This is a genomic window from Fictibacillus enclensis (assembly GCF_001457035.1).
Taxonomy (GTDB): domain Bacteria; phylum Bacillota; class Bacilli; order Bacillales; family Fictibacillaceae; genus Fictibacillus_C; species Fictibacillus_C enclensis.
Map to the genome: position 1 here is coordinate 28,916 of NZ_KQ758620.1, position 14,113 is coordinate 43,028.

Annotated in this window: 17 protein-coding genes; 8 read left to right on the plus strand and 9 right to left on the minus strand. The window is 45.3% G+C overall.

The window, feature by feature from the left end; translation table 11 throughout:
* Positions 1 to 4 precede the first annotated feature (4 nt).
* Positions 5 to 316 carry a hypothetical protein gene (locus tag AS030_RS18135; RefSeq protein ID WP_061974284.1) on the minus strand — a complete coding sequence of 104 codons (312 nt, stop codon included), beginning with the start codon at positions 314 to 316 and terminating at the stop codon, positions 5 to 7.
* 47 nt (positions 317 to 363) lie between these two features.
* On the opposite strand from AS030_RS18135, the gene AS030_RS18140 reads away from it, so the two are divergent.
* Positions 364 to 1,359: a metal-dependent hydrolase gene (locus AS030_RS18140; protein ID WP_061974286.1), complete on the plus strand. Its 996-nt coding sequence runs from the start codon at positions 364 to 366 to the stop codon at positions 1,357 to 1,359.
* 17 nt (positions 1,360 to 1,376) lie between these two features.
* Here AS030_RS18140 and AS030_RS18145 read toward each other — a convergent pair whose 3' ends face one another.
* Entirely contained in the window at positions 1,377 to 1,631 is a 255-nt protein-coding gene (locus tag AS030_RS18145; protein WP_061974288.1) for a YfhJ family protein, read from the minus strand.
* A gap of 101 nt (positions 1,632 to 1,732) precedes the next feature.
* Between AS030_RS18145 and sspK the strand changes: the two genes are divergently transcribed.
* Positions 1,733 to 1,888 carry a small, acid-soluble spore protein K gene (gene sspK, locus AS030_RS18150; RefSeq protein ID WP_061974290.1) on the plus strand — a complete coding sequence of 52 codons (156 nt, stop codon included), beginning with the start codon at positions 1,733 to 1,735 and terminating at the stop codon, positions 1,886 to 1,888.
* A 116-nt stretch (positions 1,889 to 2,004) separates the two neighbouring features.
* Here the strand turns inward: sspK and AS030_RS18155 are convergent, their stop codons facing one another.
* Positions 2,005 to 2,322, minus strand: coding sequence for a YfhH family protein (locus tag AS030_RS18155; RefSeq protein WP_061974292.1), 318 nt, complete (start codon positions 2,320 to 2,322; stop codon positions 2,005 to 2,007).
* A 75-nt stretch (positions 2,323 to 2,397) separates the two neighbouring features.
* Between AS030_RS18155 and AS030_RS18160 the strand changes: the two genes are divergently transcribed.
* The gene (locus tag AS030_RS18160) at positions 2,398 to 3,066 is read left to right on the plus strand and encodes an SDR family NAD(P)-dependent oxidoreductase (RefSeq protein WP_061974294.1); all 669 of its coding nucleotides are present in this window, start codon (positions 2,398 to 2,400) and stop codon (positions 3,064 to 3,066) included.
* Here AS030_RS18160 and recX read toward each other — a convergent pair.
* The 3 genes from recX to AS030_RS18175 form a co-directional block, all read right to left on the minus strand.
* On the minus strand, positions 3,053 to 3,865 hold the full coding sequence (gene recX, locus AS030_RS18165; protein WP_061974296.1) for a recombination regulator RecX: 813 nt from the start codon (positions 3,863 to 3,865) through the stop codon (positions 3,053 to 3,055). The genes AS030_RS18160 and recX overlap by 14 nt on opposite strands.
* Positions 3,866 to 3,947: 82 nt before the next feature.
* The gene (locus AS030_RS18170; RefSeq protein ID WP_061974297.1) at positions 3,948 to 4,151 is read right to left on the minus strand and encodes a YbdD/YjiX family protein; all 204 of its coding nucleotides are present in this window, start codon (positions 4,149 to 4,151) and stop codon (positions 3,948 to 3,950) included.
* The gene (locus AS030_RS18175; protein ID WP_061974299.1) at positions 4,151 to 6,253 is read right to left on the minus strand and encodes a carbon starvation CstA family protein; all 2,103 of its coding nucleotides are present in this window, start codon (positions 6,251 to 6,253) and stop codon (positions 4,151 to 4,153) included. Before AS030_RS18175 ends, AS030_RS18170 begins: the two co-directional genes overlap by 1 nt.
* 102 nt (positions 6,254 to 6,355) lie before the next feature.
* On the opposite strand from AS030_RS18175, the gene AS030_RS18180 reads away from it, so the two are divergent.
* The 5 genes from AS030_RS18180 (at position 6,356) to AS030_RS23170 (ending at position 9,684) form a co-directional block, all read left to right on the plus strand.
* Complete coding sequence (locus AS030_RS18180; protein WP_061974301.1) at positions 6,356 to 7,252, plus strand: TIGR01777 family oxidoreductase; 897 nt, start codon at positions 6,356 to 6,358, stop codon at positions 7,250 to 7,252.
* A gap of 43 nt (positions 7,253 to 7,295) precedes the next feature.
* Positions 7,296 to 8,438, plus strand: a complete 1,143-nt coding sequence (locus AS030_RS18185; protein ID WP_061974303.1) for an amidohydrolase — start codon at positions 7,296 to 7,298, stop codon at positions 8,436 to 8,438.
* A gap of 190 nt (positions 8,439 to 8,628) precedes the next feature.
* Entirely contained in the window at positions 8,629 to 9,195 is a 567-nt protein-coding gene (locus AS030_RS18190) for a GNAT family N-acetyltransferase (protein WP_061974305.1), read from the plus strand.
* Between the two features lie 106 nt (positions 9,196 to 9,301).
* On the plus strand, positions 9,302 to 9,445 hold the full coding sequence (locus tag AS030_RS23760; protein WP_139168439.1) for a YfhE family protein: 144 nt from the start codon (positions 9,302 to 9,304) through the stop codon (positions 9,443 to 9,445).
* A gap of 68 nt (positions 9,446 to 9,513) precedes the next feature.
* On the plus strand, positions 9,514 to 9,684 hold the full coding sequence (locus AS030_RS23170; protein ID WP_129477712.1) for a YfhD family protein: 171 nt from the start codon (positions 9,514 to 9,516) through the stop codon (positions 9,682 to 9,684).
* Positions 9,685 to 10,029: 345 nt separating this feature from the next.
* On the opposite strand, the gene rlmD is transcribed toward AS030_RS23170, so the two are convergent.
* The 3 genes from rlmD to AS030_RS18205 form a co-directional block, all read right to left on the minus strand.
* Positions 10,030 to 11,442, minus strand: a complete 1,413-nt coding sequence (gene rlmD / locus AS030_RS18195) for a 23S rRNA (uracil(1939)-C(5))-methyltransferase RlmD (RefSeq protein WP_061974307.1) — start codon at positions 11,440 to 11,442, stop codon at positions 10,030 to 10,032.
* A gap of 102 nt (positions 11,443 to 11,544) precedes the next feature.
* On the minus strand, positions 11,545 to 12,348 hold the full coding sequence (gene pdaA / locus AS030_RS18200; RefSeq protein ID WP_061974309.1) for a delta-lactam-biosynthetic de-N-acetylase: 804 nt from the start codon (positions 12,346 to 12,348) through the stop codon (positions 11,545 to 11,547).
* 126 nt (positions 12,349 to 12,474) lie between these two features.
* Positions 12,475 to 14,019 carry a fumarate hydratase gene (locus tag AS030_RS18205; RefSeq protein WP_061974311.1) on the minus strand — a complete coding sequence of 515 codons (1,545 nt, stop codon included), beginning with the start codon at positions 14,017 to 14,019 and terminating at the stop codon, positions 12,475 to 12,477.
* Positions 14,020 to 14,113: the final 94 nt, after the last annotated feature.

Here is a 14,113-nt window from a genome sequence, read left to right on the forward strand (position 1 = left end):
ATGCTTATTCACCTTTCTTTTCAAATGCCCAGCAATGGAGCTTTGACAGGCCGCCGGAAATCATTTGCTCCAGCGCTCCATAAACGGTATGCTCTGTGGACAGTCGCTTTTCTTTAATGGAGTTGTAAGCTTGTGGATCACTGACATCAAAACATTCAACATACAGAAAATCCTGGTCGATGGCTTTCATCCAGACAGGCGTCGACACACCATCTTTCATTAATGCATCAAGCACTTTTTTCATATACATTTCGTATTCACCGACCTGATCGGTGTTTACTTTATATTCAATAAAAACCGTTAGTTTATCATTCAAGGTAAGATCCTCCATTCACCCACTAAACACGTTAGGAGGTGTGTAAATTGGATACTGGAACCCATGTCGTAATGGGGCTCGGGCTTGGCGGGCTGGCAATGCTTGATCCGGCCGTCTCTTCCGATTCCATCACTGCCCATGCTGTTATTCTGGGTACACTGATCGGTTCACAAGCACCCGATTTTGACACCATTTTAAAATTAAGAAACAATGCCGTTTACATCCGCAACCATCGGGGAATCACCCACTCCGTACCTGCCCTGTTTATTTGGCCGGCTGTAGTGTCATTAATTATTTATGGACTGAGCCCCGGGGCCAATGGTCTGCATTTATGGCTTTGGACGTCCCTGGCAGTGTTTCTCCATGTTTTTGTCGATATATTTAATGCTTACGGCACACAGGCTCTCTATCCTTTTTCAAAGAAGTGGGTCGCTCTGGGTGTCATCAGCATTTTTGACCCATTCATTTTCATCCTTCATTTGCTCGGATTGGCATTATGGTACGGAGGCTTTGATCCAGGAAGGACGTTTGCAGTAACCTATATTATCCTGGCTGGTTATTATTTGCTCAGGATCTGGAACCGTCACCGGATTGCCCAGGTGGTCCGGCATCACATACCGGAAACCATTGAAGTCATCGCATCCCCCACCATCAAATGGGGACAGTACCATCTGGCCATTAAAACAAAACATCAATTCTTTGTAGGTAACATGAAACAAGGCCGTTTCAGGGTGCTCGACACCTTTGACCGTGTAGAAGTGCCCGATACAGACGTTATTCATGCCGCCAAGAAAGACAAAAACCTTTCGGCGTTCCTTTCCTTTTCACCGGTTTACCGGTGGGAGGTGGAAAAGAACAGCCATGGACATGAAGTCCGTTTTATCGACCTTCGCTACAGAAGCAAAGGGCATTATCCCTTTGTCGCCATTGTCCAGTTGGATGAAGAATTAAATATCATAACGTCTTATACCGGCTGGGTATACAGTGAGGACAGATTGCGAAAAAAACTGGATTATACACCGGGTGTATTAAAAAACGAGTGATGAAGGAAACTCCTTCATCACTTCTTTTTTTTCAAGTGTTTAAATTTGGGATTGGTTGTTTCGTATTCATGGAGCTTGGGACCAAAGCTGTTGATCCATTGCACAACCATTTCTTCTGTTTTATTTTTACCGCCATATTTGTATCCCGCACGCGCACGGGATGATTCAAAATCTTCCCACAATCCTTCGATCCAGCTTCTGGCATCGTCATAGGTGAGATGTTCACTTTTGGACATGAGCACACGGGCAAGGCGGTCAAATCTATCCTCCATTTTTTCTTCCTCCTTATCCATTATTTTGCCGTTTTCTGTTCACATTAAAGGTTTTTATTCAAACCATACTAGATGGGAACCGATTAAAAGGAGGGCTAAACATGCGAAACAAATCAAAAAACTTTCCTAATCGGATCTCCTTCTCAGGTGAGCCGAGAGCCAAAGAAGAATTCTCTTCCAAGCGGCCAGACGGATCCATTCGTGACCATCCAGAGGAACGAATGTTTCAATCCAATCGACACCGGGATGATCAATAGCTCTTGCGGTTATGGATGTTGCTGAAACAATCAGCGATGCCAAGCGGCTTACATCCAAACACGCAAGCGTTAGTAGTGCCGGAAAAAGAAGCGGCCCTTTCCGCTTCTTTTTTCAATTATTGGCCGGGCTGCTGCAGCATGGCGATCGGGAAAGCTTCCAATTCCTGCGATTCGTCTCGGTATCCCCAGGCAAAAATCCCATTCATATACAATATTTTAAAGGAAGATCCGGGATCCCCCTCTACGCCGTATGTTTTTCCGGGATCAAACAGGGCCGTATCCATCATATATGATTTTGCCATCATAATTTTCCGCTCATACACGGCAAATTCGCTGACCATTCCCATTTGTTCCGCCTTTTGCGCTTTTGCATGAAGGTTAGCAATTTCGTTCTGAAGTTCTGTCTTGTTCATTTCACTATATCTTTTTTCCATGATGAGCCTCCATTCTTCTGCTTTTAGTATAATAAACATTGTATAAGAATCCAAACGTATTGAAAGGATGATCCCATGAAATCAGTGATCATTACCGGGGGCGGCTCAGGACTTGGAGCGGCGCTCGCGGAAGAATATGCAAAAAAGTATAAAGTAATCCTTATCGGGCGCACCTTAATGAAATTGACGATGGTGAAAGATGTGCTGGTGCAAAGAGGGCAGCACGCGGATTGTTATGCGTGTGATGTAACATCCATGGAGGAAGTAAAACACGTATTTGGACAGCTTTTTCAGCAAGAGGACATACATATGCTGATCAATAATGCCGGCTCGGGGATCTTTGGGCCTCTGGAAAAGTTTACAGAGGAGGAAGTGAACCTTTTGCTGGATATCAATGTAAAAGGCCCACTATTCACTACGATGACGGCTTTGCCTTATTTAAAGGAAAAAGCAGAAGGCCAAATCATGAACATCATTTCCACCGCAGGACTTCGGGGCAAAATAAATGAATCCGTCTATTGCGCCAGCAAATTTGCCGTGAGAGGATTTACGGAAAGTCTGGTAAAAGAACTGGACGGAACCGGCATCAGCGTAACAGCGGTTTACATGGGAGGAATGGATACGCCGTTTTGGGAGGACAGCGACCATGTGAAGGACAAATCGCGGTTTAAAACACCTGAGCAGGTGGCTGTACAAATTGCAGCTGAAGACACCGGAAAAGCAGAAATCTTTATTGATCGGTAAAATCAGAATTAAGCACTTCATCGATCATATCGACAGGAAATCCTTTCCCATATAGATGCTGCTTCATTTTGTTGCGGTATTGCAGACCGGAAAACTTTTTATAGCGCTTATGGGCCTTGTTGGCCTGCTTTAACAAAGCGTCCCTTTCTTCATCCCTTGAGCTTTTCAGGTCAATATTTCGCAGAGCTTCTTCAATCACATCCCAGGAGTATCCCTTTTGCAGGAGCTGCTGGGATATTTTATTTCTCCTTTCATTACTGGACACGCCTTTATTTTGGTTTGCCTTTTTCTGAGCGAAAGAAGCAGCCGTCTCAACTTGCTCTTCAAGCGGATATTCCTTTAATGCTTTTTTAATAACAGGTTCGGGAATGCCTTTTTGTGACAGCTCTCTTTTTATGACCCCCACCCCTTTTGATGTGGTATTCTTCCTTGTCCGTACAAACATCAGGGCAAACTCGGCATCATCAAGATATCGGTACTCCAGCAGCCGCTTGATCACCTCTTCGATGGCATTATCCTCGTACTCCTTCTTTTTCAAGTAGTCCCGGACTTCCTTCACAGACCTCATTCGAAATGAAAGATATTGAAGAGAGGTGTTAAATCCTTTTTTGATTTCATCTTCATAGAGGAGGTCTCTTAGCTCCTCTGTATCAATTTTCAGTCCTTTTTTCAATTTGTATTTAATCAAAATATCAGTATCAACACTGAAGCCATACTCTTCTCCTTTGCCCTGGTCGATGTAGATATTGAAACGGTCCGCATTCTTTTTTTGAGTTGTGATCTTTGTAATGACTGTCATATTTCTCACCCCGCTAATACTTTTATATTAACATATCAGACCAGAAAAGGAGCCCGCATAACCTTATGCGGACTCTCGTTTTTTAACAGCATCTCCTGGCGGATGCTCCGTATTTTTTGTCCAAAAAATCATTGAAAAATTCAGCCTCTGTAGGCGGGGCCACCTCGGGATGATGTATTTTTATATGAGCGACGTAGGACTCATAATCTGGAAGATTGGATACTCCCTTCCCGATCTTGCGGATAACTCCGGCCCCCTGCCTGATTTTTTGAATAAAAGTTCTCATCAGGACACCTCGCTGATTTTCGTCTGTTTAAACGGATCCTCACTTGTCGGCAGTTCTTCTTTCTTAAACCACACTTTTCCCCAAATCCTCAGGGCATCAATCAGAACACCGAGAATAAGAAGCATAAAGATGCCGGTAAGCACCGCATTTAACTGGTTGTTAAAGATAATCTGTTTGGCTGCTTCCTCAGTCGGTATGGTCGGTGGCAGCTTTCCTGCAGTTAACGCCTGCTTTGTCACTTCCGCCTGCTTCAGGAAGCCAATTTTCGGAAGCTGAGAAAAGATTTTTTGCCAGCCGGCCGTAAACGTCACAATCATGAGCCAGGCCAGCGGGGCCAGCGTGACCCAGCAATATTTGGTTTTGCCCATCTTGATGATGACTGTTGTTGCCACAATCAGAGCAATGGCTGCCAGCATCTGATTTGTTATGCCAAAGAGCGGCCAGAGCGTGTTGATGCCGCCCAGCGGGTCAGTGACACCTACGACAAGGAAATAACCCCATGCCGCAACTACAATGGCACTTGTAATATAAACGGCAGGCATCCAATCCGTTTTTCCGATCGGCTTCCAAATGTTGCCGAGTAAATCCTGAAGCATAAAACGCCCGACCCTCGTTCCTGCATCAATCGTCGTTAATATGAAGACTGCCTCAAAGAGGATGGCGAAATGGTACCAAAATGCCATCAGCTGAGGTCCACCGACCATTTTGGAAAAAATGTGTGCCATTCCGACGGCTAATGACGGAGCACCTCCTGTCCGTGAAAGAATGCTCTCTTCATCCACCTGCTGGGCAAGCGAATTGATTTCATCCGCACTGACCGAGAATCCCCAGGAGGAGATGGTCGATGCGGCAGCGCTTACATCTGTGCCGATTGCCGCTCCCGGCGAGTTGATTGCAAAATACACGCCTGGCGATAAAAGGGTAGCTGCAACAAGAGCCATTACCGCTACAAAGGATTCAGTCAGCATTCCGCCATATCCAATCATGTTGGCATGTTTCTCATTTGCAATCAGCTTTGGCGTTGTACCGGAAGAAATCAAAGAGTGGAATCCCGAGACTGCTCCACAGGCAATGGTGATGAACAAAAATGGAAACAGATTCCCCGAGAATACCGGACCCGTTCCGTCCACGAACTTGGTCAGCGCAGGCATTTTGATTTCCGGCATAACAATGAATATGCCGACAGCCAGCAAACCGATGACCCCAACCTTCAAAAATGTGCTCAAGTAATCACGCGGAGCGAGCAAAAGCCAGACTGGAAGCACGGAAGCCAGGAATCCGTAAACAATCATCATAATAGCGATCGTTTTTCCTTCGAATGTAAACATCGGGGCCAGTGTAGCAGAATCTGCCACCCATTGACCGCTGACAAGTGCAAAAATCAACAGAGCAAACCCGATGATTGAAGCTTCCCCCACCCTTCCCGGCCGCAAAAATTTCATGTAGATTCCCATGAACAAGGCGATCGGAATCGTCATCGCAATGGTATACATTCCCCATGGGCTCGCTTTTAAAGCGTTTACAACGACAAGCCCCAAAACTGCAATCAAAATGATCATGATGGCAAATACACCAACGAGTGCAAGGTATCCTCCGACAGGACCGATCTCTTCTCTTGCTATCTCCCCGATCGATTTACCTTTTCGCCTCATGGAAATAATCAAGACGACGAAATCCTGGACACAGCCCGCAAGTACAGCTCCCGCGACAATCCAGATCGTTCCTGGAAGATATCCCATCTGGGCAGCCAGGGTGGGCCCCACCAGTGGACCCGCACCAGCAATTGCAGCAAAATGATGACCGTAAAGGACCCATTTATTGGTTGGCACATAATCCTTACCGTCCGTGTACCTTTCAGCCGGCGTCGCACGCCTCTTGTCCAATCCGAAGATTTTATTGGAGATAAAACGGGAATAAAAGCGATAAGCAACTGCGTATGTTGCGAGAGATGCCACCACGAACCAGATGGCATTAATGTGTTCGTCCCTCTGCAGGGCAATAACAGATAAGCTAATGCCTCCAGCAAGGGCAACAGCAATCCAGATCAAGGCCTTTGCGACCGGATTACTTTTCTTTCTAATCGTGCTCGGCTGTGTTTCCATTAGGCTCCCCCTCAAAACATTGATATAATTACAGTGCAATTATAACAAATATTCTTAATTTTTAAATAACTTTTCTGGAAAATTACCATACAGGAGGTTTTTATGAAAATTGCAATCACAGGCGGTACCGGACTCATCGGCTCGGCCATCACCAAGCTTTTGCTGTCGAAGAACCATGAAGTGTACATACTAACGCGTTCTGACAAGAAATCCGACCATCCAAAGCTCAGGTATGTGCCATGGCTGGGTAATGAGAGTACACCGGAACATGAGCTTCAAGGCATCGATGCCTTAATTAACCTGGCCGGTGAAAGCATCAACGGAAGATGGACCGATGAGAAAAAGAAAAAAATTATGGACAGCCGAATGAAGGCCACGGATGAAGTACTGCGTATCCTGTCTGAGCTCCCCGAAAAACCGTCCGTGCTGCTCAATGCCTCCGCTGTCGGTTATTACGGAACATCGGAACAAGAGCATTTCACTGAACGCTCCACACCGAAAAACGAAAATTTTCTCTCGGAAGTGGCCCGGCTCTGGGAGCAAAAAGCAAGTCATGCCAATGAACTGGGAATTCGCACCGTTTTTGCGCGGTTTGGCGTTATTCTTAGTGAAAAAGGCGGTGCTCTCTCCCAAATGGCTTTGCCCTATAAATTTTTTGCCGGCGGAAGAATCGGTTCAGGCAGACAGTGGGTATCATGGATTCATCTTGAGGATGCGGCCAGGCTTATTGAGTTTTGCCTGCAGCCAGGCATGGTAGGACCCGTTAATGTGACGGCACCTTATCCCGTACAGAACAGTGATTTTGGCAAAGAGCTCGGAGAAACACTTGGACGGCCCCACTGGCTTCCTGCTCCCTCCTTCGCCATCAAAAGCCTTCTTGGAGAGATGAGTGTACTGGTCCTGGAAGGACAGCACGCCTACCCGGAAAAGGCGGTAAAAAAAGGATTTACCTACCATTACCCGCGGGCTCAAGAGGCGCTGGAGAATTTGCTTAAGTAATCTGCAATATATATATATATAAAAAGAAAAATAGGTGATGCAGTTGAAAACACTCATTAAAGGCGCCAAGGTTTACCCCATAACATCCCCAGTCATGAAAAGAGGGGATATTCTCATCCAGAACGGCAAGATTCTCCATCTTGCTCCGGCCATTGAGCCCTCTTCAGACATGGAAGTTATCGAAGCGGTGGGCTTCCACCTCTTGCCAGGCCTGATTGATGTTCATACCCATTTAGGGCTTTACGACGAAGGAACGGGCTGGGCAGGCAATGATGCCAATGAAACCAATGAAGTTCTCACTCCCCATATTCGCGCTATCGATGGATGCCACCCTCTCGATAGCGGATTTCGCGATGCCATTCAACATGGAATCACAGCCGTCCACATCATGCCGGGCAGTGCCAATGTCATTGGGGGAACCACATCGGTCATTAAGACAGCCGGCACAGATATTCGTGATATGCTCGTGAAAGAACTTGCAGGACTGAAAGTGGCCCTTGGGGAAAATCCAAAAAGGATTCACAGCGGAAGAGAAAATAATTCCATTACCCGGATGGGCATTATGGGAATGCTGCGTGAAGCGTTTTATCACGCAAATGCTTCAACTTTTAAGGAAGATTTAAGAATCTCCCCTCTTCTGGCCGCTTTGGAACGGGAAATCCCGGTCCGTATTCATGCTCACCGTGCAGATGACATCCTGTCTGCAGTGAGACTGGCTGACGAATTCAACCTCGATTTAAGAATCGAGCATTGCACGGAAGGTCACTTGGTAGCCAACGATTTATCCGGCCGCGGCCTTCAGGTTTCAGTCGGTCCCACGCTCACGAGAAGGTCAAAAATCGAACTGAAAAATAAAACATGGGAAACCTATAAAGTTTTGGCTGACCACGGGATTGAGGTTTCAATCACCACTGATCATCCCTATACACCCATCCAGTACTTGAATGTGTGCGCAGCTCTTTCCGTACGGGAAGGATTAAGCGAAGAAAATGCACTTAGAGGAATCACCATCAACCCGGCAAAAAACCTTGGAGTGGACCAGCGGATCGGAAGTTTAGAACCTGGAAAGGACGGGGATCTCAGCCTGTGGTCGGAGCATCCGTTCCATTTTTCCTCCCTCCCTGTTATGACCATGATTCAAGGTAAAATTCTTTACAAAAATAAGCGTTTTTTTTATAAAAAATAAACAAAAAAACTATTTTCTTTTTCGGTAAAATATCATATGATTCAAGTATAAATGAATAAGCAAAAACCATAGGGAAGGCAATTGGTGCGCCACCAGATTTTCTGGTCCTAGTGGGTTCGATTCCCACCCCGAATTAATTTTTATTCTTAATTCGAGGGTGGGATTTTTCTGCCCTCCAGGAGGGATTAAATTGTTAAAAAAGCGTGATTTAAACGACTGTCATGTTCTTTTCAATTTAATGGCGCACCCGGAAGTTTTTCCTTTTGTTCGGCAAAAAACCGAATGTCTCGAGGAATTTATGTTCCTCACCAAACAGACGATTGAAGAAGAAGAACGCGGAGAAACGATCTCCAGGACCATTCTGGATGAGTGGTATAATCCGATTGGTGCGATCAGCCTGTACGACATACATGACGGGTGTGGTTTTTTAGGCACCTGGATTGGACAGCCGTACTTTGGAAAGGGCTATAACAAGCTTGCGAAAGAACATTTCTTTTCTGAATTGTTTTATGAGCATAACATTAATACCGTATTTATGCGGATTCGAAAATCCAACCCACGCTCCCAAAAGGCGGCTGAAAAGATTCCTTATGTGACGCTGGCCAATGAAACCCGTCCAGACATTTATCAGCAACTGAACCGTGATGGAGATGTGTATAACCTGTATCAAATCGAAAAAGATAACTATGTGCTTCATCAGCTGAGAACCCAGCATCAACACGAGATGTTTGACGACAACCACCTGAAAGAGGCTTAAATATTTCGCGCCATTAAAGGAAAAACTATAAAGGGGATGACTCAGTAAGTTCTGTTGCTTGCCGGGTGATCTTCTTTTTTTATTTCTTTTAAAGGGGGAGAAAGGCATGAAAAGTAAAAAACGGCAGGCTGAGGAGCGCAATGCTGCTTTGACCAAAACGCAGGAAGTGCTTTACAAAGAAGAGTTTAAGTCAGCTAACGGCAGGGAAAAAAATGAATATACATCCCAAACCTCTTCACAAATCAAGTAGTTCCATATACAGAAAAAAACAACGTTAACCTCTCCATGATGACCTATACTGCTAAAGGAGGAATACCCATGGACAATGAAAAGAACCAGTTGGAAAATGAAAAGGACGGTTTGACCGAAGCGGATCTAAAGCAGCCTGAAGGTGTAGATGTAGAATATTCTTCTGAAGTTGCCGATGCGGATGACCGTGAAGCAATGGCGCGCGCAGAAAAAGCAGACCATCGCCAGCTTGATAAATAAGAATAAAAAAAGCCCTTCCTAATCGGAAGGGCTTTTTCTTTTTTCTGTGGGCAACTTTATCCACAGGATGTTAATAATGTGGATAACTTACCTGCTTATTAAGGATTTGTAAAATAAATAAACGTATCATGATGTTTATATAAATTTTTCATTATTATAAATATTAACAACCAGTGGATAACCCTGTGGATTGTGTGTATATGTCTGAAAATAATGATTAGTACCACACTTTTCATTTAATCTACTATAGACTAGACAAGCAAAGGACGTGAACATGGAAATGATTCGATCGGTGAATACATAATTTTAAAAAGAGAGAAGGGAACCGCTCCCCTCTCTCTTTGTTCATCCTTCATTCTTTTGTACGAGCGTGCACACAACTTCAACATGAGCCGTTTGCGGAAACATATCCACAGGCGTTAAATTTTCCAATACGAATCCGTGACTTATTAACATGTGGACATCTTTTGCCAGGGTAGATGGATTACAGGACACATACACCATCCGTTTTGGCTTTATCTTTCCAACAGTGTTCAGGAAAGCCTGGTCGCATCCAGTTCGGGGTGGATCCACCACAATAACGTCCGGTTTCCATCCTTCCTTCAGCCACTTTGGAAGGATCACTTCCGCTTTTCCGGTTTCGTAATGCGTATTTGTAAATTCGTGCCGTTTTGCATTCTCTTTTGCATTTAGGATGGATTCTTCAATGACGTCCATTCCTCTTATTTCTGCAGCGTCCGGGGCCAGCCAGAGCCCAATCGTCCCGGTTCCGCAGTAGGCGTCCACCACTTTTTCTTTTCCGGTGAGCTTCGCTGCTTTTTTGGCTTCATCATACAGCTTTACCGTCTGTTGCGGATTCAGCTGAAAGAACGCTCTTGCTGAAAGCTCAAACGACAAACTGCCGAGATTCTCCCCAATCGTTTCAGGACCCTCAAGCGGGATGGTTTTTTCTCCGAAAATAATCGAAGTTTTTTTGTCATTCACATTCTGCACAATGGATTTGATCTCGGGAATCCGTTTTTGGATTTCGGCGATCAAAAGTTCTTTGCGCGGAATTTTTTCCTGGGTGGTCACAAGAACCAGCTGGGTTTCACCTGTTTCAAACCCGGTTCTTACCACGATGGTACGGATGATCCCTTTTCGTGTTTTTTCATGATAAACCGGAATATTCAGATCCTCTAGAATCCGTTTAACAGCGTTGGTTACACGCACAGTTTCCGGATGCTGAACGATGCATTGGTCGAGATCAATGATCCGGTGCGAGTTAATGCCATAAAGGCCAGCAATAACCTTCTCCTTCTCTTTGGCCACCTGAAGCTGACTTTTATTTCGATACTCCCAAGGGTTTTGCATTCCGACAGTCGGACGGAGAGGCAGTTTCTCCGGTTTTATTTTTGTATACCGCTCAAAGGCCTGGCGAACGACATCCTGCTTTTCCTTCAATTGACCTTCATAGCTTAGGTGCTGCAGCTGGCAGCCTCCGCATTCATCATATAATGGACATGGGGGCACCACCCGGTCACGCGATTTTTTCTTGATGCGCTTGACCACAGCTTCAGCACGGTTGGGATAAACCTTTTCTATTTGCGCAATGATTTCTTCACCGGGAAGGGCTCCCGGTACAAAAACCACTGTGCGTTTAAAAAAACCAACTCCCTCTCCATTAATGCCAAGACGCTTAATGTTGAGCGGGATGGTCTGTCCTTTGGTTAAAATGGTTTTTTGTTTGTGGTTGGCTGTTTCTTTTGGCAAAGCCATTCACTTCTCTCAAAATTTTTTTACGTCCCATTATAGCATTGTTTCCCGATTGTTCCCAACTACAACACCGAAACAGAAAAAAAAGCCTTATAGAAGGCTTTTTTATTGGACAGGAGCTTTATTGGTCTGGTTATCCACTTTCAGGTCATCAAGGCTTTTGAACGTATAGCCCCGCTTTCTCAAATCATCTATGGCTTTGCCCAGCGCCTCTGCATTATCCCTTGAAACTGTGTGTAAGAGCAGAATACAGCCCGGATGAATCTGTTTCATGATGTTGTTGTACGAATATTGCCAGCCGCGCTGCCGGTTCACTTCCCAGTCAACAAACGCCAGCGACCAAAATACATGGCGGTATCCCAGTTGCTTGGAAACAGCAATCGACTGCTCGCTGAACACCCCTCTTGGAGGACGAAGGAACTGCATGTCGTTCTTTCCGGTGATTTTGCGGTATTTTTGCTTAACCGATTCCAGTTCCTCTTTCATGCGCCCTGCAGTGATTTGTGTCATATCCGGATGGTGGTTCGTATGATTTCCGATAATATGGCCTTCCTTTGCCATACGCAGGATCAAGTCTGGATGAGTGTTGATAAAATGTCCCGTAACAAAGAACGCGGCAGGCACCTTTTTCTCCTTTAACGTATTCAGGACATCATCGGTATAGCCATTTTCATACCCATTATCAAAGGTAAGATAAATGTCTTTTCTCTTTGGATCTCCTAAAAACAGACCGTCGTACTTTTCCATCAGCTGCAGATAGCGCTGGTCGGTCGTCGGCGGCACTTCATTCCCTTTCTTTTGAAAATACCACTCATGCCGGGTATTAGAAGGCTGCAAAGCAAAAGTCGTATGGGTAGTTACCAGCATTATAGCACCAATAAACAGTGCAGATATTCCCCATTTTTTCATGGTGTATCTCTCCTTCCTTGCTGAATTCATCCTTACCTTTAGTGTTTATGGATGAATTAAAAGCATACGAGGAAGTCTTTGCCATGAAAAAAAGACCGGCAGTTGGCCGGCCTTTTTTCAGGAGTTTTATTTAAAAACAGGTTCTTTAAATTGCGCAAGTTTTTCAAGTGAGGAGCTCTCCACATCCTGATGAAGGCTGTTGCCGTGGGAGTCCATGGTAACAACGGCTGTAAATCCTTTAACGTTAATGTGCCACATGGCTTCAGGAATACCAAATTGCATCAAATCAACGCCTTCTACTTTTTGCATGCATTCCGCATAGTACTGTGCGGCTCCGCCAATGGCATTCAAATAAACACCGCCATGCTCGCCAAGCGCCTGAAGGGTCTTTTTCCCCATTCCGCCCTTGCCGATGACTGCACGGATACCGAATTTTTTCATGATATCGCCTTGGTAAGGCTCTTCACGGATTGAGGTGGTTGGACCAGCAGCTTTAACGACCCAGTTGCCTTCCTCATCCTTGGCCATAACCGGACCGCAATGGTAGATGATTTGTCCGTTCAGATCAACGGGTGCATCATGATCGGTTAAATATTTATGAATGGCGTCGCGTCCGGTATGCATCATACCGTTAATGGTCACAACATCCCCTACGCGCAGTTCGCGAATTTGTTCTTCTGTGATCGGGGCTTCCAGGGTCACCTGACGAACTTCCGTTTTTTCTTCAAGTGCTGCAGCCGCTTCTTCCTTCATTTTGTCGAAGTCGACATCTTCGCCTTCCTGATACAGCCACTCCTGGATTTCACCAGAAACCGGGTCAATCTTAACGCCTAAACGGCGGTATGCCCAGCAGTTGTAGGCTACAGAAACGAAGAAGCTGGCAGGAATTCGGTTGATAACGCCCACTTTACAGCCAAGAAGAGTTGTTTCCCCTCCAAAGCCCATGGTTCCGATGCCAAGCTTGTTGGCATTTTCCATTACATACTCTTCAAGCTTGCGAAGATTTTCGTTTGGATTAACATCATCTGCCGAGCGGAACAGCATTTCCTTGGCAAGCTCGTAACCGCTTGTACGGTCTCCACCAATTCCTACACCGATGAAACCTGCACTGCACCCTTGACCTTGCGCCTGGTAAACGGAATGCATGATGCATTTTCGGATGCCATCAAGGTCGCGTCCCGCACGGCCAAGTCCTTCAAGTTCAGCTGGCAGGCTGTATTGAATATTTTTATTTTCGCATCCGCCGCCTTTAAGAATCAAACGGACATCAATATAATCGCTTTCCCATTGTTCAAACTTAATAACAGGCGTTCCCTCACCAAGATTATCACCGCTGTTATCGCCAGTGATCGAATCCACGGAGTTGGGACGAAGCTTGGTATCGTTTGTTGCCTCAGCCACCGCTTTTTTAATCGCCTTTTTCATTTCAATTTGGTTCACGTTAACTGGTACTTTAATTTTAAAGGTCGGCAGTCCCGTATCCTGACAGATCGGTGAAACGTTATCGTCGGCCATTTTAATGTTTTTTGTAATCGTGTCTAACGACATTGCTGCACGGGTGCCTGCATTTTCGCGAATTTTCGCTGCGGCAATGGCTCTGCGGACATCCTTTGGCAAGTTTGTTGATGTTTCCACGATTAGCTTATACATGCTCTCCTGAAACTTTTCCATGCTCTAACCCCTTTTATTATTTAAAAATAATTTGTATCGCTTTAAACCAATACCATTATAACAAAAAGGATAAAAGAGCGCTTACTTTTCGTTC

Excerpts from the sequence above, each read along its gene's own strand:
- AS030_RS18145 (WP_061974288.1), bottom strand. The coding sequence starts at position 1,631 with ATGGAGGATAGATTTGACCGCCTTGCCCGTGTGCTCATGTCCAAAAGT.
- sspK (WP_061974290.1), top strand. The coding sequence starts at position 1,733 with ATGCGAAACAAATCAAAAAACTTTCCTAATCGGATCTCCTTCTCAGGT.
- AS030_RS18155 (WP_061974292.1), bottom strand. The coding sequence starts at position 2,322 with ATGGAAAAAAGATATAGTGAAATGAACAAGACAGAACTTCAGAACGAA.
- AS030_RS18160 (WP_061974294.1), top strand. The coding sequence starts at position 2,398 with ATGAAATCAGTGATCATTACCGGGGGCGGCTCAGGACTTGGAGCGGCG.
- recX (WP_061974296.1), bottom strand. The coding sequence starts at position 3,865 with ATGACAGTCATTACAAAGATCACAACTCAAAAAAAGAATGCGGACCGT.
- AS030_RS18170 (WP_061974297.1), bottom strand. The coding sequence starts at position 4,151 with ATGAGAACTTTTATTCAAAAAATCAGGCAGGGGGCCGGAGTTATCCGC.
- AS030_RS18175 (WP_061974299.1), bottom strand. The coding sequence starts at position 6,253 with ATGGAAACACAGCCGAGCACGATTAGAAAGAAAAGTAATCCGGTCGCA.
- AS030_RS18180 (WP_061974301.1), top strand. The coding sequence starts at position 6,356 with ATGAAAATTGCAATCACAGGCGGTACCGGACTCATCGGCTCGGCCATC.
- AS030_RS23760 (WP_139168439.1), top strand. The coding sequence starts at position 9,302 with ATGAAAAGTAAAAAACGGCAGGCTGAGGAGCGCAATGCTGCTTTGACC.
- AS030_RS23170 (WP_129477712.1), top strand. The coding sequence starts at position 9,514 with ATGGACAATGAAAAGAACCAGTTGGAAAATGAAAAGGACGGTTTGACC.
- rlmD (WP_061974307.1), bottom strand. The coding sequence starts at position 11,442 with ATGGCTTTGCCAAAAGAAACAGCCAACCACAAACAAAAAACCATTTTA.
- pdaA (WP_061974309.1), bottom strand. The coding sequence starts at position 12,348 with ATGAAAAAATGGGGAATATCTGCACTGTTTATTGGTGCTATAATGCTG.
- AS030_RS18205 (WP_061974311.1), bottom strand. The coding sequence starts at position 14,019 with ATGGAAAAGTTTCAGGAGAGCATGTATAAGCTAATCGTGGAAACATCA.